Raw genomic sequence first — 23,605 nt, 5'->3', positions numbered from 1 at the left:
GCCTCTATCCTGTTCATGCCAGCATGATCCGCGACATTTCATCGAAGGTGTGTTCCGTTTGCGCCAGCAGCGCCAGCCAGGCCTGCTCGTCCAGCGCGATGCTGCGCCAGCCCGCCGGCGACAGCGGCGGCACCAGCGCATCGTCGACGCCGGCCAGGTCGAGCGCCAGGGCGACGGCATTGGCCATGTGCACGGCCAGCGGCAGGCCGCCCGCTTCCAGCCGGTCGATGGCATGGTGGTCGGCCACCGCCTGCTGTATTGCCTCGGGAAACTTCCAGTAGGCGGCCAGAGCGCGGCCCACCTGCGCGTGATCGATGCCGATGACGGCCAGTTCCGCCTCGGCCATCTGGCAGTCGTGCGCCTGGCGGTAGCTGCGCACGAGCGCGTGCTCGGCCGGGAAGCGCGTCACCAGCACCAGGGTGCCCAGGTCGTGCAGCAGGCCGGCCGTGAATGCCGTTTCGGGATTGACGCGCAAGTGCGGCGCCAGCAGGCGCGCGGCGATGGCCGTAGCCAGCGAATGGCGCCAGAACGCCTGGAAATCGAAGCCGCCGTTCACGGGCGCGAAGCTGCCCGTCAAGGCGCAGGCCGTGACGACGGTGCGGATGCTGTGAAAGCCCAGCACGGATACGGCTTGCGGAATGCTGGTGACCTTCGATTGCATGCCGTAGAACGAGGAATTGGCGATACGCAGGGTCTTCGCCGCCAGGCCCTGGTCCAGCTCGATCTTTTGCGCCAGCACGTGCACGTCCGTGTCGTCCTGATCCATGCTCGACAGCAGTTCCAGCACGACCACCGGCAGCGAAGGCAGTTCCTGTATCTGGCGGATGATATGTTCAAAGCTGAGCCGTGTCATGCCGCGCCCCCTTGCCGGTAGCGCTGCACCAGCGCCAGCAGTTCGGCCCCGGCGGAATCGGGCGGCGTGGCGCGGAACAGCACGGCCAGCCGTTCCAGGCGGCGCAAGCGTTCCTGCTCGGCGTGCGCCTGCGCGGCGGGGTCGGGCGCCTCATCCATGACGACGTGACAGCGTTCCACATTGCGCCGGCGCAAAGCCGCCAGGTTCGCCGCCGTCAGGGTGGCGCCCTGGGCCAGCAGCACGGCGCCGCTGGCGTCGTTCAAGGCCTGCGCCAGCACCATGCCTTCCTGCGCCTGCTCCATGGAAATTTCGCGTCCGCTTTCACTCATGTATCCGCTCCATGACGACTCAGGGTGACCAGGCTGCCGCGCGAGCGCGAATGCAGGCCCATCGGATGGACCGCCACGGTATACGGCTGGCCATCGATGGCTGCCAGGCAAGGCGCGCCCTGCCCGTCGAACAATTGCGGCAAGACGATCGCCGCCTCGTTGCCCAGCAGGGCCGCACCCCGTTCGAACAGGTTGGCCGCCGCCGCGTTGATGAAGGCGATCATGCCGTCCTCATCGAGGCCGATCACGGGCAGCGGCAGAAATTGCAGCAATTCGCGCGCGATGCCGAGGCTGACCTCGTCGCGGCTGATCTGATGCTGCTGCTGGCGCACCAGCGCCTGCATGGCGGCATTGGCCGCCGCCAGCGCCTGGTTGGCGTCGCGCAGCTGCGCATTGAGGCGCACATTGTCGTCGTCGATGCCCTTCAGGCGAAAGGCTTCGGCGATATGCTCGCGCAGCTGATGGTCTTCCCAGGGCTTGGTGAGAAACTTGAAGATGGCGCCCTCGTTGACGGCGTCCGTGACGGCCTGCAACTCGGTATAACCGGACAGCATGATGCGGATGGTTTGCGGACACAGCAGCTTGGCCTTGCGCAGGAAGTCGGCGCCCAGCATGCCCGGCATGCGCTGGTCCGACACGATCACGTCGACGGCATGGCTGGCCAGCACGTCCAGCCCTTCCTGGCCGCTGTTGGCCGTAATGATATAGTAGCCATCGCGCCGCAGCAGGCGCTTGAGGGAAGCGAGGATATTGGGCTCGTCATCGACCAGCAGCAAGGTGCGCGGCGCCGCCGCAGGCTGCTGCCCGGCGTCTGCCGCCAGCGCCGCCATACCCGGCATGCCATGCTCGTCGTGCACATCCATCGGACCATCCTCTCATCGCCATGGCGATATCGGAGCTTGCCTGGAGGGGAATCTGCCGCGCGAGACAGTCTTGCGAGTCTTGCGCGGCAGCCAGCTTGCGTTGAAATTATACGACTAAATATTCCTTCATTGCACTTATCCTGCACTTATCCGCGCCGCGCCGGACAAGGCGTGTTGCGGTAGAACACAAAGCCGCCCAGGCCGATGGCCTGCGTGTCGGCTTTCACGGCGTACACCAGCGTGTTCCTGGCCGCATCGACCCTCAGCAGATTCTTGTGCAGCACCGTTTGCGCGTGCGACAGTTCCAATGATGGGGTCGGCGCCAATGCCAGACTTAGTTCGGACGTGGCTGCGTCATACGTCCAGCGGCCCGGGTTGAAAAAGGCGAAGCCGCCGTCGAAACGCAGGCTGCCATCCTTGAACTGGGTCAGGCAAATGCCGGGAAATTCGCTGGGCGGGTTGTACCAGGTGGCGGCCACGGCGGCATCGGCCGGCGTCTTGCCCGGCATCTGCATGCCGGTGCTGTCAGTTTTGCCGCCCAGGCCGGCGCAACCGGCCAGCGCCAGCGCGCCCGCCAGCACGCCCGCGCGTATGGTGTATATCATGTGCATTGCCGTCCCCTTGCTTTATAGAAACACAATCTTAAAGCGGGATGGCTGGCCGTTCAAGCGGCCAGCGCACATAAGGCCAATTTAATTGTCCCCGGCCGCCTTCGCCGCCATGGCAGCCGCTTCGCGCAATTTGTCCTTCTTGCTCTTGCGCGCGCCCTTCACGCCGCCGTTCACCGTGTCCGTGACGGGATGCACGGGCGCAGGCAGTTCCGTCGGCTCGAAACCGGCCACCACTTCGCGCACGATGCGCAAGTCATTGCGGTTTTCGATCAGGCGGAAATGCGCTTCCGTGTCGGCCGTGACGAAACTGATGGCCGTGCCGCTTTCGCCGGCGCGGCCCGTGCGGCCGATGCGGTGCGTGTAGTCGACGGCCGAACGGGGCAAGTCGTAGTTGACGACGGCGGGCAGGCCTGCGATGTCGATGCCGCGCGCGGCCACGTCGGTGGCCACCAGCACCTGCAGCCGGCAGGCCTTGAAGTCGGCCAGCAACTGGCTGCGCGTGCCCTGGCTGAATTCGCCGTGGAAGGCGCCCACGTGCAGTCCCGCGCGCTGCAGCTTGTCGGCCACATGTTCGGCCGCGTACTTGGTGGCGACGAACACCAGCACGCGCTCCCACTGCTGCTGCAGGATCAGGTAGCGCAGCAGCTGCGTGCGACGCGGCACGTCGACCGTGATGGCGCGCTGCACGATATCGGGCTTGTCCTGCGCTTCGGACGCCACCTCAATGCGCACGGGGTCCCGGAGCAGGCTGTCGGCCAGCGCCTGCACGCTGTCGGGGAAGGTGGCGGAAAAGAACAGGTTTTGCCGCTGTTTGGGCAGCAGCGCCAGGATGGCGTTGATCTCGTCGCTGAAACCCATGTCCAGCAGGCGGTCGGCTTCATCGAGCACGCACAGCGACACGCCGCCCAGCTTCACGGCGTTCTGGCGCACCAGGTCCAGCAAGCGGCCCGGCGTGGCGACGACGATATCGGCGCCGCCGCGCAAGTCCATCATCTGCGGATTGATCGACACGCCGCCGAACAGCACGGAAATCTTCAGTTTCACGGGCAGCGGCTTGGCCAGCGCGTGCACCGTCTGCCCCACTTGCGCGGCCAGCTCGCGCGTGGGCACGAGGATCAGCGCGCGCACCTGGCGCGGGCCGGAAGCGGGCGCCATCAGCGCCTGCAGCAGCGGCAGCGCGTAGGCGGCCGTCTTGCCGGAACCCGTCTGGGCCGCGCCCAGCACGTCGCTGCCGCGCAGGATGGCGGGAATGGCGGCCGCCTGGATGGCCGTCGGCGCGGCATAGCCGGCCTTGTCGACGGCACGGACCAGGGCGGGAATCAGACCCAGGGAGGAAAATGGCATAGCGGGCCTTCTTTATTCGTAAAGTGAGACCGGCCGCAATGTGCGGCCGGTCGGAATAGCGACAGTATAAGGCAATGACCGTTAACGCCCAACCAAACCTACTGCGCGTCGGCATAGGCGGCCTGCGATGCTCACTGTACTATTCGTACAGTTCCGCTTCTCGGCCACCTCTTCCTTCCGCTCGCTACGGTTTGATTGAGCGTCGTTGCGACAGTAGATCATTGCTTGGGCATTTGCAGCGTCGGATGACCCGCGTCATCGTAGCCCGGCATGCCGCGCCGGATCGTATGCGAAAAGTCCGCATCGTCGTTGGCGGCCCGCGCGCGCGCCGTGATGTGACCGCCATCGCGCAACTGCTGGAAGGTCTGGCCAGGTACCAGGCCCTTGACGTCGAACAGATAGCGGTCGAGGTAGCCCGAGGCCATCAGCCGGTAATCGAGCGGCAGGCCCGGCACGATGCGGCGCACCATCTCGAAGACGATGGTGGTGCAGTTGGCCGTCAGGGTGTTGTAGAACTGCGGCTGGGCCTTCAGCGCCTGCGCCTCGTCCAGGTAGGCGAGGAACAGCGAGCGCATGGCCGCTTTTGGCATCATCACGCGGTACAGATGCATGTCCTCGCCGCGCGCATTCGTGCGCACGCGCAGGATGTCGCGCTCGTCGGCGGCGATCAGGCTCATTTCAAAATGCTTGAAAAAGCCGCCGATGGCGGAAAAGCTCTCGCCCTTCTCCTTGCGGATCTCGATGGAAAACGTCAGAAAGCGGCCGTCGGCGAAGCCGAAGGAAATGAGGGTGTGCGCGATGTACGGCCCCGTCCAGTACGACAGCGCCGTATCCACCGTGCGCAGCTCGTCGAGGTCGTAGCTGCGCTGCTCCCACTTGACCGTGTAATCGTCGTCGCTGCGCCAGTCGAAATTGCGCACATTGTCCAGCGTGACGAGATTGCCCTTGAGCGTGCCCGTGACATTGCGCGCCACGTCGTCGGCCCACACGCGCTGCTGTTTCGGCGCGATCAGGCTCCACCACACAAGCAGCAGGATGAAACCGGCCGCATACGGCAACAGCACGCGCGCGTCGCCGCGCGTCCACCACAGCGCGATGCTGGCCACGCCCAGCGCGGCCCACAGCAAGGCGCCGATGGCTTGCGCCGCCGTGCCGCCGGACAGCTGGTACCACAGCGCCAGCGCACCCCACAGTGCGGTCAACAGGATAATCAGGGAAACGGCCATTTTGCCAATGCTGGCCAGCACGGAGCGGGCATGGTGTGATAAGAAAGTCATGCCCTGATTATAAGGGCAAGCGCAGGAAGAGGTGCGTCCGAGCAAGTACAGCCGAACAACAGGCACTGGCCGCACATCATTGCTTGCCTGCTAATTTATTTCATGAGAGCATATTGCAAAAATAAAATGTATAGACAAGGCATCCTGTCACCACAGTGCGGCCTTGCCGATTTCCGGAGACACCTTTGCAAGCCCCTTCCCTCTACGCCCTCGCCGGCAGCCTCAATTCCCTGTTCATCATCGTCAGCCTGTTCGGCCTGTGGTCGCAGCTGCAAAAAATCTGGCGGCGCAAGCGCGATGCGGGCATCGGCGCCGGCAAGACGACGGACATCCTGTCGATCAACCAGTTCACCGTCAGCTTCCTCGCCTACTGCGCCTTCTTCGTCTACGGTTATTCGATCACGCCGTTCAACCACTACATCGTCTGGCCCCGTTTGCTCGCTTCCCTGATCGCGCTGGCCATCCTGTATGAAATCGACCGCGACCGCCGCAGCCGGGCATCGCGCCATGCGCTGCTGGCCTGCGCGCTGCTGCTGTGCGCGGGCGTGGCGGGGCTGGCCTTCGGCCCCACGTTCAGCGATGAAAAGCGCGTGATCTCGCAAAGCCTGATCGTCGCCGTCACCGTGATGCTGGCGCAGGGCTATGCGCACCAGATCCGCCTGATCTGGCGCTCTGGCAGGACGGGCGCCGTATCCCTGAAAATGAGCCAGTTCATCCTGGCGATGGATGTCAGCACCATCTTCTTTGCCTGCGTCATGGGCCTGTCGACGGGCTGGCCATTGCTGCTGCTCGCCAGCGTCAGCGCCACGACCAAGCTGATCATCATGTGGCTGTTCCGCTGGGAGAAGAGCAGCCGCGCCGCGCAGGTCAAACGGCAGGCGCCAGCCTGACGCTAGAATGGCGGCATCGCCACCGATTGAAAGCGCCGCCATGCACCTATCCCCTGCCATCCCCATCCTGCGCATCTTCTCGGAAAAAAAGGCGCGCGAGTTCTACCTCGGCTTCCTCGGCTTTACCCTGGACTGGGAGCATCGCTTCGAGCCCACGGCGCCGCTGTACCTGCAAGTGACGCGGGGCGACCTGGTGCTGCACCTGAGCGAGCACTACGGCGACGCCACGCCGGGGTCGGCGCTGTTGATTCCCGTCGACGACGTCGCCGCCCTGCAAGCGGAACTGCAGGCCAGGGATTATCCGTATGCGCGGCCCGGCATCCGTGACGAGGACTGGGGCCGCATCCTGGAAGTGGCGGACCCGTTCGGCAACCGGCTGCGCTTCTGGCAGCGTAGCGAGTAACCCTATTGGCCACTCAGCGCACGCATTTCCGCATACAGGTTCGCCTTGCCCTCGAAGCCGATGCCGACCAGATCCGGCATGGTGATGTGGCCATTTTCGACGCGCACGCCGTCGGGAAAGCCGCCGAACGGCTGGAATAAATCCGGGTACGATTCATTGCCGCCCAGGCCCAGGCCCGCCGCGATATTCAAGGACATCTGGTGGCCGCCGTGCGGGATGCAGCGGCTGCGCGACCAGCCGTGCTGGTGCAGCATGTCCAGGGTGCGCAAATATTCCACCAGGCCGTAGCTGAGGGCGCAGTCGAACTGCAGCCAGTCGCGGTCGGCGCGCATGCCGCCGTAGCGGATCAGGTTGCGCGCATCCTGCATGGAAAACAGGTTTTCGCCCGTCGCCATGGGCTTGTCGTAATAGCTGCGCAAGGTCGCTTGCAGCTCGAAGTCGAGCGGATCGCCCGCCTCTTCATACCAGAACAGATCGTACTGGCGCAGCGCCTTGGCGTAGGCGATCGACGTGTCGAGGTTGAAGCGCCCGTTCGCATCCACGCACAGCTTCTGCCCATCCTGCAGCACCTCCATGATGGCGTCGATGCGGCGCAAGTCCTCGTCCAGCGAAGCGCCGCCGATCTTTTTCTTGACCACCGTGTAGCCGCGGTCGACATAGCTGCGCATCTCGTCCTGCAGGGCGGACAGGCTCTGGCCCGGGTAGTAATAGCCGCCCGCCGCGTACACGAACACCTGTTTGTCGGGCACGCCCGTGCCGTGGCGCTCGGCCAGCAGCTGGAACAGCGGTTTGTTCTCGATCTTCGCCACGGCATCCCAGATGGCCATGTCGATGGTGCCGATGGCCACCGAGCGTTCGCCGTGGCCGCCCGGCTTTTCATTGGTGTACATGCAATCCCACACCTTGTGCGGATCGAGGTTGGCGCCGTCGTCCGTGACGAGCGAGGCGGGATCTGCGTCGAGGATGCGGGGAATGAAACGCTCGCGCATCAGCATGCCCTGGCCGTAGCGGCCGTTCGAATTGAAGCCGTAGCCGACGACGGGCTTGCCGTCGCGCATCACGTCGGTGACGACGGCCACCAGGCTCAAGGTCATCTTCGTGAAATCGATGTAGGCGTTGCGGATGGGGGAAGAGATGGGGATGGTCTTTTCGCGGATCTCGACGATTTTCATGCGGCTCTCCTATGGATGAAAACAATGACGCCAGCTTACCGCGATACAAAGCCATATAATCGATCTCAATTTAAAGCATTATTCACTTGAAGTGAAAGATGAACCATGAAAACGGATGCCACCACGGAAATGGCCTTCTTTGTGCTGCTGGCCAAGCTGGGCAGCCTGTCGGCCACGGCGCGCGAGCTGGGCATCACGCCGCCCGCCGTCAGCAAGCGATTGGTACTGATGGAGCAGCGCCTGGGCGTGCGTTTGCTCAACCGCAGCACGCGGCGCATCAGCCTGACGGGCGACGGCGAAAGCTATCTGCGGCAGGCGCGGCAGATCCTCGACGATATCCGCGCCATGGAGGAGTCGCTGGCCAGCGGCGGCGCGGAGCCGCGCGGACTGCTGCGCGTGAATGCCACCCTGGGCTTCGGGCGCACGGTGATCGCGCCCCTGCTGTCGCAATTCGCGCTGCGCCACCCGCAGCTGGAAGTGCAGCTGCAGCTGACGGACAGCCCCATCAATCTCGTCGAGCAGGCGTACGACCTGGGCATCCGTTTCGGCGAGCTGCCCGACACGCGTTTGTCGGCGCGCAAGATCATGTCGAACCGGCGCTTCCTGTGCGCCTCACCCGCCTACCTGCAGGCGCACGGCACGCCGCGGACACCGGACGACCTGGCGCAGCACCGCTGCATCGTGCACCGGCAGAACGACGACGCCTACGGCATCTGGCGTTTGAGCCGTGGCCGCGCCAGCCACACGGTGAAGGTGCGCGGCACGGTGGCCAGCAACGATGGCGACGTGGTGCTGGGCTGGGCGCTGGACGGGCACGGCATCCTGCTGCGTTCGGAATGGGACCTGGCGCGCTACCTCGACAGCGGCCGCCTGCGCGTGGTGCTGGCCGACTATACGCTGGCGCCGGCCGACCTGTACGCCTACTACCCGAGCCGCCATCAATTGCCCGCCAAAGTGCGCGCTTTTATCAATTTTCTCATCCAGCAATTGCAGCCGGAAGCGGCCACAGCGGCAGAATCAGGTTAAACTATAATATTGCGATATGGCAATATTATGAAGGAGTAGGTTTTGCTAGTCATACTCGGATTTCTCGTCGTGCTGTTTTCCGTCTTCGGCGGCTTCGCCATGCAGGGGGGACACTTGGGCGCCCTGTTCCAGCCGCTGGAACTGCTGATGATCGGCGGCGCCGCGCTGGGCACCTTCTTTGTCGGCAATGACGCCAAGGCCATCCGCGCCACGTTCGCCGCCCTGCCCACCCTGTTCCACGGCTCGCAATACACGAAGGCGCGCTACATGGAGCTGATGGGGCTGATGTATGAAATCCTCAGCAAGATCCGCAAGGAAGGCTTGATGTCGGTCGAGGACGATATCGACGACCCCTACCGCAGCGCCATCTTCGTGAAGTACCCGTACACGCTCGGTGACGAGCACATCCTGGAATTCATCACCGATTATCTGCGCCTGATGGTGTCGGGCAATATGGACGCCTACCAGATCGAAAATCTGATGGATAACGAGATCGAGACGCACCATGAAGACGCGGAAATGCCGATCCAGACAATTTCGCAGCTGGCCGACGCCATGCCGGCCTTCGGCATCGTGGCCGCCGTGATGGGCGTGGTGCACACGATGGCCTCCGTCGGCTTGCCGCCGGCCGAGCTGGGCGTGCTGATCGCACAGGCGCTGGTGGGCACCTTCATCGGCATTTTGCTGGCCTACGGCTTCATCGCGCCGCTGGCCAGCTTGCTGCGCCGCAAGCACCATGAAACGGCGAAGATGTACCAGTGCGTGAAAGTGACGTTATTGGCCAGCCTGAATGGCTACGCGCCGGCGCTGGCCGTGGAATTCGGCCGCAAGGTCATTTCCGCCACGGAACGCCCCTCGTTCAGCGAACTGGAAAACCACGTGCGCCAGGTGCGCACGAAGAACTGATCCCGCCTGTCTGCTTACCCGGCGCGTCAGGCTTGCGGCGCCGTCCAGACCAGGTTCCACAGGTGGCCGTCGATATCCTCGAAGCCCTGGTCATACATGAAGCCATGGTCTTCGGGCGGATGCGGTATGCGGCCGCCCGCGGCGGCGGCCTTGGCGATCAGGCTGTCCACCTCTTCCCGGCTTTCGCAACTGAGGCAAATGACGACTTCATTGGCTTGCCGGGCATCCGCGAGCGGCTTGTCGATCAGGGACTGGAAGAACGGTTCGGTCGTCAGCATGGCCTCGATGCTGCCTTCGACGATGTTCATGAACGCCGCGTTCTCGCCGCTGAAGCGGGAATTGAAGGTGAAGCCGAGCGCGGAAAAGAAGGCCCTGGATTTATCCAGGTCTTTTACGGGCAGGTTGAGGATGATCTGTTTGTTCATGGCGGTTCCTTGCTTCCTTGGTGAAGGTGGGATGGGCAAGCGGTGCGCCTTCCCTGCGACGGGGGACGGCATACCAAATTGACACGCTTACGAAAAAAGCGTTCCTCCAGAATATCAATAAATACTGAAGAAAGGCGCGGACTATGCTCAGGACTTGCCCTCGATGCTGGCGGCGGCGCGGGCGCGGGCCAGGCTTGAGCACGCGCCAGCCACCGCGCGCAGGCGTTCTTCCAGGTAGGCGCTCACGCGCGGATGCTGGCTGAAGGCGACGTTGAAGCGGATGTGCTGGTCTGGCGTGTCGTTGGCCGAGAACGCGGCGCCGCGCATCAGCAGGATCTTGTTGCGGTAGGCGTCCTGCACCAGCAAGTCCACGTCCAGCCCTTCGGGCATGGAGCCCCACAGGAAAATGCCTGCGTCGCCGGGCTGCTCGAACAGCACGCCGGCCGCGCTCAGCTGACGCGCGCTGGCGTTGCGCGCCACCATGATCTTGCGTTGCAGCCGCTCCAGGTGCTTGCGCAGATTGCCGGCCTTGAGCACTTCCAGCAGCACGTATTCGTTCAGCGCAGGCAAGGTCATGATGGAATGGATCTTGGTGCGCATCAAGGGCTTGAGCAGGGAAGGCGCCGCGGCCAGGTAGCCCATGCGCAGGGCCGGGCTCAGCGCCTTGCACAGGCTGGAATAGTAGATCACGCCATCCAGTCCGGACAGCGAAGCCAGCCGCGTGCTGTGGCCCGGCTGGAAATGGCCGTGCACGTCGTCTTCGGCGATCAGGAAGCCGTACTGCTGCGCCATGATCAGCACCTTGTGCAGGTTGGCGGCGCTGCTGCTCCACCCGGTGGGATTGTGCAGCGCCGTCTGCATGAACAGCAGGCGCGGACGGTGCGTGCGGCAGGCCGCCTCCAGCTCGTCCAGGTCGAGGCCATCGGGGCGGCGCCGGATGGGCACCAGGCGCACGCCGTCCTGGCGCAGCCTGCCGAACATCAGGAAGTATCCGGGGTCTTCCACCAGCACCGTATCGCCGGGCTGCAGGAACGTGCGGCAGATCAGATCGATGGCATGGGTGCCGCCGAACGTGGTGAGGATGTGGCTGGCGTCCGCCGCGATGCCGATGCCGCGCAACAGCAGCGCGATCTGCTCGCGCAGTTCGGCCAGCCCTTGCGGCGGGCAGCGCGAGGCCATGCCGGCCGCGCTGCGCGCCAGACCGCGTTGCACGGCGGCCGCCGGCAGCGCGTCCTGCAGCCAGGTGGGCGGCAAGGCGCCGCTGCTGGCCAGCAGCACGCCCGGCCGCTGGTCGTTCACTTGCTGGCTCAGCCAGACCGGCTCCTGCTCCTGTCCCGCTTCCAGCGCCACCTCGTCGGGAATGGCGCGGCCGGCGTCGGCCGGTGCGCAGACGAAGAAGCCTGTCGTACCTTGCGTATCGATGACGCCTGCAGCCACCAGCCGGTCATACGCGACCACCACGGTGTTGGTGCTCACCGCAAGCTGCGTGGCGAGCTGGCGGATCGACGGCAGCCTGGTCCCGCCAGGCAGCACGCGCTGCGCGATCTGCTGGCGCAGTGCGGCCTCGATCTGCTTGAACAGGGGAATGGGTGAGGAGCGGTCGATGGCGAACATGGCGCAAGTCTAGCGTAAAAACGTCAGGGCGAGGACCAGCAGGATGGCGCCCATCGCCAGATTGAAGATGCGCTGGTTGCGCGGTGCTTTCAGCACGCTGCGGATCGACACGCCGAACAGCGCCCACATGGCGTTGCACGGCATGCCCACCACGGTGCCGGTCACGGACACCAGCAGCGCGCTGGCGAGCATGTTGCCGTGCGCCGGCATGAAGACCGACGCCATGGTGATCGCCTTGAGCCAGCTCTTGGGGTTCAGCGCCTGAAACAGCGCCGCCTGCGCAAACGACACGGCCTTCGGTGCGCTGCTTCCCGCCACCGAGGCGCCGGCCAGCTTCCACGCCAAAAACACCAGATACAGCGCGCCCGCGATGCGCAGCAGCTGCTGCGCCATCGGATACGCAACGAACACGCTGCCCAGCCCCACGCACATGAGCATGGTCTGCACAAAGATGCCGGCCTGGATGCCGAGGATCACCGGCAGCGCCCCCCGATAGCCGAAATTGGCTCCCGTGGTGGCCAGCATGACGTTATTCGGCCCGGGGGTGGCGGACATCACAAAGCAATAGCTCATCAGGGGCAGGAGTTCGGTCATGGCAGGCAGTCGCAGCGTGGAGAAGGCCCCAGTCTAGAAGCGCGGTACGGCGGCGACAAGGCACAAGGCGGCGTGTACAGGCACATGCTGTATCAGCCGGACGACTGCTACAGCGGCGATACGAAAGTCAGGATTTTTGCGGCAACATCAGGCCGCTTTGAAACGCCAGCTTGATGTCGCTTTCGTTCGAGTAGGCAGAAGATGCCCACACCTCGCCTGCTTGAAGCCTGGTGAATGTCTGGATGATATTGCGCCGCCATGGGGATGGCCTGGAAGAAAAGTATCCAGTGAAAAAACGCTGCGCCTGTTCCTGCGTCCCGAAGCACAACAGGAATGACAAAGGGGTAGACGATGGATCGCAAATGGCGGGAAAACCGCCCCCATGCGACGCAAGATGTTCAAGCGCCCGCGGACGATCGGCGAACAAGGAGAACAGCGGCAGCGCGCGTTCGGCAAGCAAGTGGCACATCTGCTCAATCGAGGAACGCGCCGTCGAACCCGCCACCTGCCAGATCATGGCGCTGGCATCTTTTTCGGATCGAAGCAGGCCGCCGAACAGAACGGCGCCATCGTAACCAGCTCCGCCGCCCTTCTCCGCAAGCCACTTCTTGAGGGCCTTGCTGGCGATGGAAAGGTCGACCTTCATGCGGACATCGCTGCGGGAATTATAGCGCTCGGGCTCGAACGACACCTCGAAAACGGTGTCCTTATCGGCAGCCACCTTCTTCCAAACGGTTCCTGCCTTGTTGGGCTTAAAGCCATGGGGCGCGAGAAATTTCCCGACTTCCTGGCAAGCGTGAAGAAACTGGGCTTTTGGATCGCCATGACGGTTGACGGGATCGGCCGACCACGCTTGCCATTGGCTGTAGCGCTGGTCGAGGATGGGTTTCAGTTGATCGAATTTCTCCCAGGTATTCTCGACGTGATAGACGCTCGGATACTCAAAGCCGTGCGCGGCGGCGTGACGGTTGAACACGTCGCAATAGTCTTGCAGAAAACTGCCATGCTGTCGGGCAAATGCCGACTTTGCGTCGTAATAGTCAACGGCGAAAGCATTGCCCTGATCGTTGAGATCTTCTTCCCATAGTTTGCCATCGCAAGCATCAATCAGAAATTGTAGTCCGGTAATTTCCCGACTGAGCAGGCGCCTTAACTCCCCGGCGGAATCCGTGCGGTGGAAATTGCTCGCCATGTCCTGGTGAACCAGCCAGGCCAGGAACATGCCGATATGGATGCCGCCATGCTCTTCCGGCAAATCATCGGGATATTTTCCACCAGAATGCCAATCAATCCTGTCATATGCCATTGTGCAAACCTATAAGAATATCGAAATAATCACCTTGAGCGACTCCAGCATCATGACCAGCGTGCTTGCCAACGGCCTGACCTGGATGGCCATTCAGGGACCCGGCGCCGTCTCCTCCGGGCAGCTGACCTCGTCCTCTGGCGTATACAAGGTCATCGGTACGCGCTGGCCGTCGACTTCCAGCTCGCGCACTTTCGGCGGCACCAGCTGGAACTCGCCCGCCTGCAGTTTTTCGCGCAGGGGCTTGCAGCGCAGGGCGTCGGTGGGGATTTGCCCGCGCGCGGTCCAGCTGCCGTCGTCCTTCTCGGCCAGCAAGACGGATGAGGCCCGCGGGTCATTGCTGATCAGCAGCACGTCCTGCTTGCCGTCGCCATCGAAATCGAGCAGGTAGGCGTCGCACTGGGGTCCTGCCCGCTTCAGGCAGGCAGGCAGGCGCCAGGCCGGGCTCACTTGCGTCCAGTCCTGGCGCAGGAAACTCTGCGGCAGCTTGGCCGTGGCCGGGCGCAGGGTCAGGTTGATCGACACGTCGCTCAGCGCGCCCGTCTCGTCGAGACGGTTCTGGCGCTTGAGCATGGCCTCGGCACGGGCCCGCACGATGGCGGCATCCGGGCCCGTCGTGCGCGTCTTGAGTTCCTGCAAGGCGGCCTGGCCGTAGCGGGCGCCCTGGAAGCGCAGGTATTCGAAATCGAACTTGTCCACGCCAACCTTGCCGCTTTCCAGGCGCGCCATCTGGCTGGCCACGGAAATGCGCGCCGGGTCGGCCAGCGGCGAGAACAGGGCGAACAACACCAGCAGGGTAACAAAGGCGGTCGCCACGTTGACGTTGGCGATCAGGTGCAGCCAGTCGCCGTACTTGCTGGCCGCCCAGGCATAGCCGGCGGCGTAGCAGGTGGCGATCAGCAGGCAGGCGGCGGCGATCAAGCGGTCGGACGTCCAGCCATGCGACATCACGCGCAGGGTCAGCGCATAGATGGCGATGCCCACCACCCACGGCAGCAGCAAACATGCCAGGCGCGTGCCGAGGCGGATGCCGCGCGCCACGCCATGGCCCACTTCGCCATTCTGGAAGGCGGCATTGATCAGCACCACCAGCACGCCGGCCATGCCCAGCAACACGGACGCCGCATGGCGCGTGGCCCACAGGCGCTCGAAGCCGATGAATGGCAAGGTCAGCAGGAAGCCGGAGACGAGCACGGCGGCAATCGGCACCAGCCACGACAGCAGCACCAGCAGCAAGGTGCGGATGCCGCGCACGATGGATGGGCGCACGTCCGTGATGTGGATGGCGAACGAGAACGCGAAGCAGATGACGGGAATCACGAACCAGGCCTGGCCCAGCAGCTTTTTCAGGAAACTGAGCTTGATCAGCAGAAACAGCTGCCCGCCCAGCCACAGCACCAGCCACAGGCCCAGCACGAACAGCAGGGAGAACAGCAACTGGATGCCCAGCTTCCAGGCGATTTCAAAGTAGGTCGGATAGCGGGCGATGCGCTGGCCATCCTGGGCGCTGGCCAGCACCAGCGCGTGGGCGATATACAAGCCGACGACGCAGAAACCGAACAGCTGGGCGGAAATGACGCGCAGGGGCGCGCCCGGCTTGTAATTGCCCCAGATCACGTGTTCAGCGCCGCGCGCCACGTCATGCCAGGCCAGCACGGCCAGCACGACGGCCGCGCCCGCCATCCACAGCGCGATGCGCTTCACCGACATATGGCCCAGGCTGGACACCAGCAGGATGGGCAGCAGCAAGCTGATCAGCATCAGCGGCCCCAGCAGGTAGGCTTCCGTGGCGGGCCACACCTTGTCCTGCGCGGTGCTGTACAGCCAGTACAGCAGCAAGCCTTGCAGCAGGCCCGTCACCAGGCGCGTTAACGCGATGCGCGGCGCCACCACCGGATCGAGCAACGCCATGTTTTTTCCTGCGGCATCCTGCTGCATAGTCATTCCTTTAATAGTCGTTTATTGCTGTAAAGCACGCCCATTATTGCATTTCGTTATATTCATCTCAACAGCGATTCGTGCGCGCGCCCTTCCCGCCCATCCCCGGCGCGGTGCAATGGCAGGCTCTGCGCGAGGCCCCAGGCCAGTTCCGGCACGAGGAACAGCCACAACAAAGGCTGGCCCGTCTCCAGCAAGGCCCACGCCATCCAGGTGGAAAACAGGTAGCGCGCCGCCGCGTCGTAGCGGCCGAAGCGCGGCTGCGGGTCAAGCATGCGCAGCACGGACCAGACCATCACCACGCTGCCAAACAAGCTGCTGATCAGCAGATGCAAGGGCTCGAAGAGAGGCAGCGGCGCGCCGCCCAGGCCCACATTGAGGACGTTCAAGTGCTCGCGCAGCAGCAAAAACGTCCACGGCGTGAGAAACGGGGCCGTCATGAGCACATCATAAATGGCGCTGGCGCGCACCACGCGGCGGAAGGCGGAAAGGGACAACATGGGAACTCCTGTCAGTGGAAAGCGCCCATGATCGAGGCTGGAGTACACTCCAGGGTCAAGCATTTTATGAAAGAAAAGAACCATGCAGATCGGCGAAATGGCGCAGGCGACGGGCTTGAGCCGCGATACCCTGCGCTTCTATGAAAAACGGGGCTTGCTGCGCGCGCGGCGCGGCGCGAATGGCTACCGCGACTACCCGCCCGAAGCGGCCGACTGGCTGCGCTACCTGCGCACGGCGCAGCAGCTGGGCTTTACCCTGGCGGAAATCGAAGCCGACATGCCGCTGCTGGCGGCCGCCGGCGATCCCGCCACGGCGGACCTGCTGCGCGCGGCGCTGGCGCGCAAGCTCGGTGAAATCGATGCGCGCATCGATGGACTGACGCAGTTGCGTGGCGAACTGGTGCGGCGTATGGGGGCGGCAGCGGCGGCGTGCCCGTTGCGCGGCGATGCCGGTGCGAATCCCTGAACTGCTGCCGTGGATGTTCCTGCTGGGCGCGGGCAACGCGCAAGACCCCTGACGTCAAAAAACCGCCTGTGCATGGCAGCAGGCGGTTTGATGTCGGGCAACCCCGGCTTACTTGGCAGCCTTGCGGCGGCGCAGGAAACCCATCAGGCCCAGGCCGGCCAGCAGCATGGCGTAGGTTTCCGGTTCCGGCACGGCGGCCATCACGGACACGTTGTCGATGACGGCGCCCGAGTAATTATCGAATGACGTGCCGGCCTTGGCGGCACTGGCAAACGACAGGGTCGCCAGGCCGGTGGAAGCGGCAGTGAAACTCAGGGTGTTGCTGTACAAGGTGTTGGACGCGGCAGCGGTCGAGTAGAAATTACCGGCCGCGCCACCGAAATTGACGCTCACGCCCTGGCCTGCGGGGCCGCCGGAATTGCGCGCCATGTCAAAGCTCAGATTGTAAGTCTGGCCGGCAACGACATTGAAATTTTGCGACAGGAAACCAGGACCAGGCGTGCCCAGCATATCGATGCTGTAGCCATCGATGGCGTTATACGCATTGCGGATCAGGTCGACGGAGCTGGCGCCCACGGTCCAGCCCGTGATGGCCGAAGAACCGCTGTTGACGACTTTAAAACCGCTGTCGAAGGTGTAGCCGGAAGCGACCGTGTCAAAATTGCCGTTCGTAATCAGGTTGACGGGGCTGGCGCTGGCGGTACCTGCGGCAAACAGGGCGACAACTGCTGCGATGGTGGCGATTTTCATGATCTGATTTCCTTGCCTTATTAATATTAAAGTTTCCTTAAGTGAAATCATATCTCAGCCTTGATGAAAATCAAAGAACTTTACAGAAATATATTGAATGTAGATAATTTGCAACGCTTTCAGGCGCGCTGCGCCGTCAATCGAGTTCCTGCCGCGCTACCAGGATGCCGTCCGCATCGGCATAGATCCAGTCGCCCGGATGCACGGCCACGCCGCTGAGCTGCACACGCACGTCGCGCTGGCCGGCGCCCGTCTTGTTGCTCTTGCGCGGATGCGTGGCCAGGGCGCGCACGCCGATCTGGCAGACATTGATTTCCTCGCTGTCGCGAATGCAGCCATCGACAACGATGCCGGCCCAGCCATTGCTTTCGGCCAGCACGCCCAGTTGACCACCCACCAGCGCGCGGCGCAGGCTGCCGCCGCCATCGATGACCAGCACGTGGCCCTGGCCCGGCGTTTCCAGCGTGCTGCGCACGAGGGCGTTGTCCTCGAACACTTGCAAGGTGGTGGCGGGCCCGCTGAAACGCACGCGCTGGCCGAAAGCGCGGTACACGGGCGGCAGCACGGCCAGAGTGCCGTCGTCGAGCATGGCCGCATAGTCGTCGCACAGGTCGGTGGTAGCAAAGGTCATGGGGATTCCTTTCGTAGCAGATGGCAACGATTCTATGCTTTTTGCAGCGCGGCGGCACGTGTTTTGCCGCCCACTCCCACGGCCGTGGCAATCGCCAGCGCCTGGAACAGGCCGATGAACACGAACAACAGAGCCGGATGGTCGCCATCCATCAGCGCGCCAAAGAACAGCGGACCGACGGCCAGGCCGCTGTCGAGGCCCGAATACACGACGCCATACACGCGCCCGGTGGCATTCTTCGGCGCCGCCGCGCGTATCATCAGGTCGCGCGACGGCCCCGCCACGCCCGAGGTCAAGCCGATGGCGCCCATCAGCACCACCGCGCCCCAGGCCGGCACGACGGCCATGGACAGCAGCACGGCCAGCAGCGCGGCGGCGGAAAAGGCGATCGCCACGTTGCGGTCCGGCTGCTTGCTGCGCGCGCCCACCACGCCGCCGGCCAGCATGCCCACGGCCGAGGCCAGCATATAGGCCGTGTAGGCGCTGGTGGCCAACGCCAGGCTCATGCCGTACAGCTTGACGAGGGCCACGCTGGCAAAGCTCTGGATGCCGCCCAGGGCGATGGCGGTAATGAAGAAGAAGGCAAAGCACATCCACACGGCGGGCAGGCGCAGGAAATCCAGGGTGCCTTCGCCGCCAGCCGGCTGACCCGCTGCGGCCTTCTTGACAGGCTCGGGGCGGATGGCATGACGGTTCAGGAACAGGATCAGCAGCACGCCGAACGGCAGCACGGCCGCGCATTGCAGCGCGATTCGCCAGTCATAATGGGTGGCGACATAGGTCATGAACAGCGGTGCCAGGGCCCAGCCGATGTTGCCGCTGATGCCATGCACGGAAAAACCGTAGGCCACGCGGGCCGCCGAAACGCGCTGGTTGAGGATGGTATAGTCGGCCGGATGGAACACGCTGTTACCCATGCCGGCCAGCATGGCGCCCAGCATCAGCGCCGCATAGCTGTGCGCGGTGGACAGGGCCAGCGCCGACACGCCCAGCAGAAAGACGCCGGAAAACAGCACGGCGCGGGCGCCGAAGCGATCGACGACAAAGCCGGCCAGCGCCTGCCCCACGCCCGAGATGATGAAAAACACCGTCATCAGCAGGCCCAGCTCCGCATACGACAGGTCGAATGCGGGTTTCAGCCAGACGAACAGGGCCGCGAGGATCAGATGGTAGAAGTGCGACACGCCATGCGCCAGCCCCACCAGGGCGATGACGCGCGCATCGCTGCGCAAGGTTGGAAGTTCGGATGCTGAGTTAGTTGTTATCATGTCATACCCTGTCTTATACTGGTGAAGCTCAAGTGTATGCAAAATATCATCGTCTGTTTTCCGACAGGATGACATAATTTATCGAATTAAGGCCAAGCTGATGGGTGTACCTATCCTCCACCATACCCGCATGTGTCCGCCGCGGGAAGCGCCCAGCGCGACCATCCCCGTGACGATGATCGCGCGCGACCTGCAACCCGATGAATTCTTGTTACCGCATACCCACCCCTGGGGCCAGGTCACGATGGCGCTCGAAGGCGTGCTGCGCATCACTGCCAACAACAGCAGCTGGGTGCTGCCGCCCATGCGCGCCATCTGGATCGCGCCCAACGTGGAGCATGCCGTCACGATACTGGAAAAAACCCGCTTGCGCCCCCTGTGCATCCACGCCGCACGCGCGCCGTTCGCGGGCCAGGATTGCAAGGTGCTGGAAGTGTCGAACCTGCTGCGCCAGCTGATCATGGCACTGGAACAGCTGGACCCGGGCCAGGAACCGGCGCGCGAAGCGCTGCTGGCCGAACTGATCCTCGATGAATTGAAACGCTCGGCCACGCGCCCCATCCGCGTCCCCTTGCCCAGCGACAAGCGCCTGAAGACCCTGTGCGACAGCCTGATCGAGAAACCGGGTCTGAATCAGACCCTGGAACACTGGGCACAGCTGGTCGGCGCCTCGGAACGCACCCTGGCGCGGCTGTTCGAACGCGAATTGGGCATGAGTTTTGGCCAGTGGCGCCAGCAGGTGCGCCTGGCGCACGCGGCGCCCCTGATCGCGCGCGGCGTGCCGCTGTCGCAGGTGGCCGAAGAACTGGGCTACGCCAGCCAGTCGGCCTTTTCCGCCATGTTCAAGAAAACCTTCGGCAGTTCGCCATCGGCCTTCTTTGCGCAGGGCGAACGAATATAGCAAGCGCGCCGATATCGTGCTCAGGGCAAGGCGGTGCAACACCGCCATGGGCGCTTTAGCGGTGCGCCCTCAGGCCATGAAGTCGAAGAGGGAATTCTTGCCCGTATAGCCCGGCAAGGCCGAGTTCGTTCCCATCTGTTCCTGGGCCGAATAGGCTTTGATCAGCGCCTGCGCCTGGGCCGTCAGCGCCTTGGCCAGCACGGCTTTCTTGTTGGTCAGCGTGGTGATGTCCTTGCCGACCGTCTGCACTTCCTTGCGGATGATGCTCGTTTCACCTGTCAGCTCGCCGATCTTGCTGGAAAACTGGTCGGCCACGCCCTTGCCGTTATTCGTAAACAACTTGCTGACGGCATCCGGATCGGCCGCGATGGCGGCCTTGAGTTTTTTATCGTCGAGCACCAGTTCTCCGCTTTTGCCCAAGGTCACGCCAGCACTGCTGAGGATGGAGGCGGGCACGCCCGTGCTGGCCGTGCGCAGCACTTGCTCCATCTGCGAACGCACCTGACCCAGGGCCGTGTCGGATTTCAAGTCGCCCTGCTGCAGGCTTTGCAGCTTGCTGTTGAGTTCATTGTAGGCCGTGACGAAGCTGGCCACATTGGTCGCGATCTGGCTGCTGTCCTTGGCGATGACGAGATCGGTCGTGCCCTTTTTCTTCAATTCGATGGTGGCGCCCTCGACCGCCGTCGTCAAGGTATTCGTGGCGCTCTTGATCTCCTTGCCGTCGACGGTGAGCAGCGCATCCTGCGCGGCGGCCGTCTGCTGCAGGCCCTTGCCGGCGCCGGGTGCATAGCTGAGCAGGTTGCTGACGGCAGCGTCGCCGGACACGCTGATGCGCATGCTGCTGTCGGCGCCGCTCTTGCCATTGATGGCCAGCGAATAGCCATCGGCGCCCTTCACCACGCTGGCATCGACGCCCTGCTGCTTGAGCGCGGCGGCGATACCGTCAAGGCTATTGTTGCTGCTGTCTATCGTCAGCGAAATGACCTTGCCGCTGCCGGGCGTAAATTGCTTGCCGTCGGCCGTGCCCACTTCGATTTTGACCAGCGCCGGCGCCCCCGTGCCGATGGCCGCGCTCGACGATTTCTGCGCGCCGCTGAGCAGGGTCTGTCCCTGCGCGAGTTGTTTGACGTTCAGCTCATGGCTGCCGCTGACGGCCTTGTCGGTGGTGGTGGCGCTCAGCACATCCTTGGTGCTCGACGTGGCCGACGTGGCCAGGCCGCTGCCGGCCATGTTCTTGGCCACGGTCTGGAATTTTGCCAGCGCCGATTGCAGCTGGCCCAGGCCCGAGAATTTGGCCTGGTCGCGCGCCAGGCTGGCGTTGAGCTTGACGACGCCCGTGTTCTGCGACTGCATCTGGCGCTCCACCTTCGCATACACATCGGCCGAGATATTGCCCTGCGTCGTCTGCTGCGTGTTGTTGGTGTAAGCCCTGCTGTTGATGGTCGAATTAAACATGGTAGGCATTCCCGTCGGGTGTATGGTCATGGCACACGGTTCAGGTCTTGACCGTGCTGCGCTGGAAACGGACGGCAGGCGCGCGTGGCGCGGCAAGGTCCCTCTTCTGGTTGATAATTATGCAGTATTACCGGAATATCAAAACAGCGAACAGAACAGGTTTTTCCTGACTGCAAACCCATATGCACCATTTTAGCGCATTTCATTTGCAGCCGATCTTGTCTTGTTTCAGCGCATGAATCTCGAAATGGCGCTGCTGACAGCCATGTCCAGCTGCGGGAAAGTGAGTCCCACCTTGAAACCTGCACTGCTGAAAATGCAGTGCGAGACGGACACGCGCGCCTCAATGATGTGCGCCGCGCCATCGTAAAACAGCTCGAACAGCACCTTGCCCTGCTTGCCTGTCGGCAGCGGTTCCGCGATGACGGCCGTCATGCCGCCCGGCCCCACGTCAAGGGTGCGCGCCGCCACGGGGTCCGCGCCGTCCATCACCAACATTGCCTTGGCACGCAATATCTTGCGTGCGCCCTGCCTTTGCTCAACTAACACTATATTCCGCTTCTCTATCAATTCATTGTCGACGCGAACTCGCTACGCGAATTCATCGGACAAATATTATAGTTCCAAACGGAAACTTTGTTTGACTTACCTCAAGCTTGGCATTTAAACCATACCAACTCTTACTCCAGGTCGCGCAATTTATTGAACGCTTCGTCAATGCGCTCGACGCCGATGACCTTGAGGCCTTCGATGACTTGCTTCGGCAGGTTGGACTTGGGCACCACGGCCAGGGTAAAGCCCAGCTTGGCCGCTTCGCGCAAGCGCTCCTGGCCCCGCGGCGCGGGGCGGATTTCGCCGGCCAGCCCCACTTCGCCAAACACCACGAGTCCCCGCGGCAGGGGCTTGTTGCGCATCGACGAGTTAATCGCCAACAATACGGCCAGGTCGGCCGCCGGTTCCGTGATTTTGACGCCGCCGACGGCGTTGATGAACACATCCTGGTCGAAGGCGGCGATGCCCGCATGGCGGTGCGCCACGGCCAGCAGCATGGCCAGGCGGTTCTGTTCCAGGCCGACGGACAGCCGGCGCGCATTCGGCAAGTGACTCGTGTCGACGAGGGCCTGGATTTCCACCAGCAAGGGGCGCGTGCCTTCCTGCGTCACCATCACGCACGAGCCAGGCACCTGGTTGTCGTGCTGCGACAGGAACAGCGCGGACGGGTTCGACACCCCTTTCAAGCCCTTTTCCGTCATGGCGAACACCCCCAGCTCATTGACGGCGCCGAAACGGTTCTTGATGGCGCGCACGAGGCGGAAACTGGAATGGGCGTCGCCCTCGAAATACAGCACCGTGTCGACGATATGCTCGAGCACGCGGGGGCCGGCCAGCGCGCCCTCTTTCGTCACGTGGCCGACCAGAATGATCGTCACGCCCGTCTGCTTGGCCGCCCGCGTCAGCTGCGCCGCGCATTCGCGCACTTGCGCCACGGAACCGGGCGCCGAGCTGAGGGCGTCCGAATACACGGTCTGGATCGAGTCGATGACCACCACTTCCGGCTTCAGGTCGTTCAAGGTGGAGAGAATTTTTTCCAGCTGGATCTCCGCCTGCAATTTGAGTTCCTTGGCGTCGATGACGAGGCGCTTGGCGCGCAGGGCGATCTGCGCGCCCGATTCCTCGCCGCTGACGTACAGCACGCGCTTGTGGTGCGACATGTTCGCCAGCGCCTGCAGCAGCAGGGTCGACTTGCCGATGCCGGGGTCGCCGCCGATCAGCACGACGCCGCCCGCCACCATGCCGCCACCGAGCACGCGGTCGAATTCCTCGATGCCCGTGCCGAAGCGGGGCACGTCGATGGCGTCGATATCGTCGAGCGACAGCACGGGCGCCGTCTGCGCCAGCGACATGTGCTGCGGATTCGAATAGCGGTTGTTGCCGCCCGTCTCGGGCAGAGTTTCCACCATGGTATTCCACTGGTTGCACGAGGTGCATTGCCCCATCCATTTGTTGCTGATGGCGCCGCAATCGCTGCAGGTGTAGATGGTCTTGACTTTTGCCATGGTGTACTTTGCCCGGGTAAATGAAA

25 protein-coding genes are annotated in these 23,605 nt (G+C 63.5%); 6 read left to right on the top strand and 19 right to left on the bottom strand.

Annotated elements, in window-relative coordinates:
- Positions 1 to 13 precede the first annotated feature (13 nt).
- The 6 genes from IGS60_RS14990 to IGS60_RS14965 form a co-directional block, all read right to left on the bottom strand.
- Positions 14 to 853, bottom strand: a complete 840-nt coding sequence (locus IGS60_RS14990; protein ID WP_230505262.1) for an HDOD domain-containing protein — start codon at positions 851 to 853, stop codon at positions 14 to 16.
- Positions 850 to 1,182: a hypothetical protein gene (locus IGS60_RS14985; protein ID WP_099411175.1), complete on the bottom strand. Its 333-nt coding sequence runs from the start codon at positions 1,180 to 1,182 to the stop codon at positions 850 to 852. Before IGS60_RS14985 ends, IGS60_RS14990 begins: the two co-directional genes overlap by 4 nt.
- Positions 1,179 to 2,045, bottom strand: coding sequence for a response regulator (locus IGS60_RS14980; RefSeq protein ID WP_230505260.1), 867 nt, complete (start codon positions 2,043 to 2,045; stop codon positions 1,179 to 1,181). Before IGS60_RS14980 ends, IGS60_RS14985 begins: the two co-directional genes overlap by 4 nt.
- A 146-nt stretch (positions 2,046 to 2,191) precedes the next feature.
- Positions 2,192 to 2,650: a hypothetical protein gene (locus tag IGS60_RS14975; RefSeq protein WP_070223944.1), complete on the bottom strand. Its 459-nt coding sequence runs from the start codon at positions 2,648 to 2,650 to the stop codon at positions 2,192 to 2,194.
- 87 nt (positions 2,651 to 2,737) lie between these two features.
- Positions 2,738 to 4,000, bottom strand: a complete 1,263-nt coding sequence (locus tag IGS60_RS14970; RefSeq protein ID WP_070288684.1) for a DEAD/DEAH box helicase — start codon at positions 3,998 to 4,000, stop codon at positions 2,738 to 2,740.
- Between the two features lie 218 nt (positions 4,001 to 4,218).
- Entirely contained in the window at positions 4,219 to 5,277 is a 1,059-nt protein-coding gene (locus IGS60_RS14965; RefSeq protein ID WP_230505258.1) for a DUF4105 domain-containing protein, read from the bottom strand.
- 185 nt (positions 5,278 to 5,462) lie between these two features.
- On the opposite strand from IGS60_RS14965, the gene IGS60_RS14960 reads away from it, so the two are divergent.
- Entirely contained in the window at positions 5,463 to 6,167 is a 705-nt protein-coding gene (locus IGS60_RS14960; protein WP_230505256.1) for a hypothetical protein, read from the top strand.
- Positions 6,168 to 6,207: 40 nt separating this feature from the next.
- Entirely contained in the window at positions 6,208 to 6,570 is a 363-nt protein-coding gene (locus IGS60_RS14955; RefSeq protein WP_230505253.1) for a glyoxalase superfamily protein, read from the top strand.
- A 2-nt stretch (positions 6,571 to 6,572) separates the two neighbouring features.
- Here the strand turns inward: IGS60_RS14955 and IGS60_RS14950 are convergent, their stop codons facing one another.
- Positions 6,573 to 7,742 carry a mandelate racemase/muconate lactonizing enzyme family protein gene (locus IGS60_RS14950; RefSeq protein ID WP_230505251.1) on the bottom strand — a complete coding sequence of 390 codons (1,170 nt, stop codon included), beginning with the start codon at positions 7,740 to 7,742 and terminating at the stop codon, positions 6,573 to 6,575.
- Between the two features lie 105 nt (positions 7,743 to 7,847).
- Between IGS60_RS14950 and IGS60_RS14945 the strand changes: the two genes are divergently transcribed.
- Positions 7,848 to 8,768 carry a LysR family transcriptional regulator gene (locus tag IGS60_RS14945; protein WP_230505249.1) on the top strand — a complete coding sequence of 307 codons (921 nt, stop codon included), beginning with the start codon at positions 7,848 to 7,850 and terminating at the stop codon, positions 8,766 to 8,768.
- A gap of 42 nt (positions 8,769 to 8,810) precedes the next feature.
- Positions 8,811 to 9,674, top strand: a complete 864-nt coding sequence (gene motA, locus IGS60_RS14940) for a flagellar motor stator protein MotA (protein WP_035820336.1) — start codon at positions 8,811 to 8,813, stop codon at positions 9,672 to 9,674.
- Between the two features lie 26 nt (positions 9,675 to 9,700).
- Here the strand turns inward: motA and IGS60_RS14935 are convergent, their stop codons facing one another.
- The 6 genes from IGS60_RS14935 to IGS60_RS14910 all read right to left on the bottom strand — a co-directional run bounded on the left by IGS60_RS14935 (position 9,701) and on the right by IGS60_RS14910 (position 16,051).
- Positions 9,701 to 10,099 carry a VOC family protein gene (locus IGS60_RS14935; RefSeq protein ID WP_230505248.1) on the bottom strand — a complete coding sequence of 133 codons (399 nt, stop codon included), beginning with the start codon at positions 10,097 to 10,099 and terminating at the stop codon, positions 9,701 to 9,703.
- A 147-nt stretch (positions 10,100 to 10,246) separates the two neighbouring features.
- Positions 10,247 to 11,713 (bottom strand): PLP-dependent aminotransferase family protein, encoded by a 1,467-nt coding sequence (locus IGS60_RS14930; protein ID WP_230505246.1) that lies wholly within the window; start codon positions 11,711 to 11,713, stop codon positions 10,247 to 10,249.
- Between the two features lie 9 nt (positions 11,714 to 11,722).
- The gene (locus IGS60_RS14925; RefSeq protein WP_230505243.1) at positions 11,723 to 12,307 is read right to left on the bottom strand and encodes a LysE family translocator; all 585 of its coding nucleotides are present in this window, start codon (positions 12,305 to 12,307) and stop codon (positions 11,723 to 11,725) included.
- A gap of 127 nt (positions 12,308 to 12,434) precedes the next feature.
- Positions 12,435 to 13,613: a hypothetical protein gene (locus tag IGS60_RS14920; protein WP_070288691.1), complete on the bottom strand. Its 1,179-nt coding sequence runs from the start codon at positions 13,611 to 13,613 to the stop codon at positions 12,435 to 12,437.
- Positions 13,614 to 13,706: 93 nt separating this feature from the next.
- Positions 13,707 to 15,524, bottom strand: coding sequence for a DUF4153 domain-containing protein (locus tag IGS60_RS14915; protein ID WP_230505241.1), 1,818 nt, complete (start codon positions 15,522 to 15,524; stop codon positions 13,707 to 13,709).
- An 89-nt stretch (positions 15,525 to 15,613) separates the two neighbouring features.
- Positions 15,614 to 16,051, bottom strand: coding sequence for a hypothetical protein (locus IGS60_RS14910; RefSeq protein WP_230505239.1), 438 nt, complete (start codon positions 16,049 to 16,051; stop codon positions 15,614 to 15,616).
- A gap of 82 nt (positions 16,052 to 16,133) precedes the next feature.
- Here IGS60_RS14910 and IGS60_RS14905 point away from each other — a divergent pair, with 82 nt between their 5' ends.
- Positions 16,134 to 16,517 (top strand): MerR family transcriptional regulator, encoded by a 384-nt coding sequence (locus IGS60_RS14905; RefSeq protein ID WP_070224176.1) that lies wholly within the window; start codon positions 16,134 to 16,136, stop codon positions 16,515 to 16,517.
- 108 nt (positions 16,518 to 16,625) lie between these two features.
- On the opposite strand, the gene IGS60_RS14900 is transcribed toward IGS60_RS14905, so the two are convergent.
- The 3 genes from IGS60_RS14900 to IGS60_RS14890 form a co-directional block, all read right to left on the bottom strand.
- Positions 16,626 to 17,267, bottom strand: a complete 642-nt coding sequence (locus IGS60_RS14900) for a choice-of-anchor C family protein (RefSeq protein ID WP_070311416.1) — start codon at positions 17,265 to 17,267, stop codon at positions 16,626 to 16,628.
- Positions 17,268 to 17,403: 136 nt separating this feature from the next.
- Entirely contained in the window at positions 17,404 to 17,898 is a 495-nt protein-coding gene (rraA, locus tag IGS60_RS14895; RefSeq protein ID WP_070223974.1) for a ribonuclease E activity regulator RraA, read from the bottom strand.
- 32 nt (positions 17,899 to 17,930) lie between these two features.
- The gene (locus IGS60_RS14890; RefSeq protein WP_070311415.1) at positions 17,931 to 19,166 is read right to left on the bottom strand and encodes an MFS transporter; all 1,236 of its coding nucleotides are present in this window, start codon (positions 19,164 to 19,166) and stop codon (positions 17,931 to 17,933) included.
- 100 nt (positions 19,167 to 19,266) lie between these two features.
- Here IGS60_RS14890 and IGS60_RS14885 point away from each other — a divergent pair, with 100 nt between their 5' ends.
- Positions 19,267 to 20,067, top strand: coding sequence for a helix-turn-helix domain-containing protein (locus tag IGS60_RS14885; RefSeq protein ID WP_162995742.1), 801 nt, complete (start codon positions 19,267 to 19,269; stop codon positions 20,065 to 20,067).
- Positions 20,068 to 20,136: 69 nt separating this feature from the next.
- On the opposite strand, the gene fliD is transcribed toward IGS60_RS14885, so the two are convergent.
- The 3 genes from fliD to radA all read right to left on the bottom strand — a co-directional run bounded on the left by fliD (position 20,137) and on the right by radA (position 23,579).
- Positions 20,137 to 21,522, bottom strand: a complete 1,386-nt coding sequence (gene fliD, locus IGS60_RS14880; RefSeq protein WP_099410908.1) for a flagellar filament capping protein FliD — start codon at positions 21,520 to 21,522, stop codon at positions 20,137 to 20,139.
- A gap of 228 nt (positions 21,523 to 21,750) precedes the next feature.
- Complete coding sequence (locus IGS60_RS14875) at positions 21,751 to 22,071, bottom strand: PilZ domain-containing protein (RefSeq protein WP_071650264.1); 321 nt, start codon at positions 22,069 to 22,071, stop codon at positions 21,751 to 21,753.
- Between the two features lie 131 nt (positions 22,072 to 22,202).
- Positions 22,203 to 23,579 carry a DNA repair protein RadA gene (radA, locus tag IGS60_RS14870; protein WP_046683923.1) on the bottom strand — a complete coding sequence of 459 codons (1,377 nt, stop codon included), beginning with the start codon at positions 23,577 to 23,579 and terminating at the stop codon, positions 22,203 to 22,205.
- Positions 23,580 to 23,605: the final 26 nt, after the last annotated feature.

This window comes from Janthinobacterium sp. FW305-128, assembly GCF_020858135.1.
Classification (GTDB): domain Bacteria; phylum Pseudomonadota; class Gammaproteobacteria; order Burkholderiales; family Burkholderiaceae_D; genus Janthinobacterium.
Note: the sequence above shows the minus strand (reverse complement) of the source record. Positions and strands in the feature narration are given on the sequence as shown.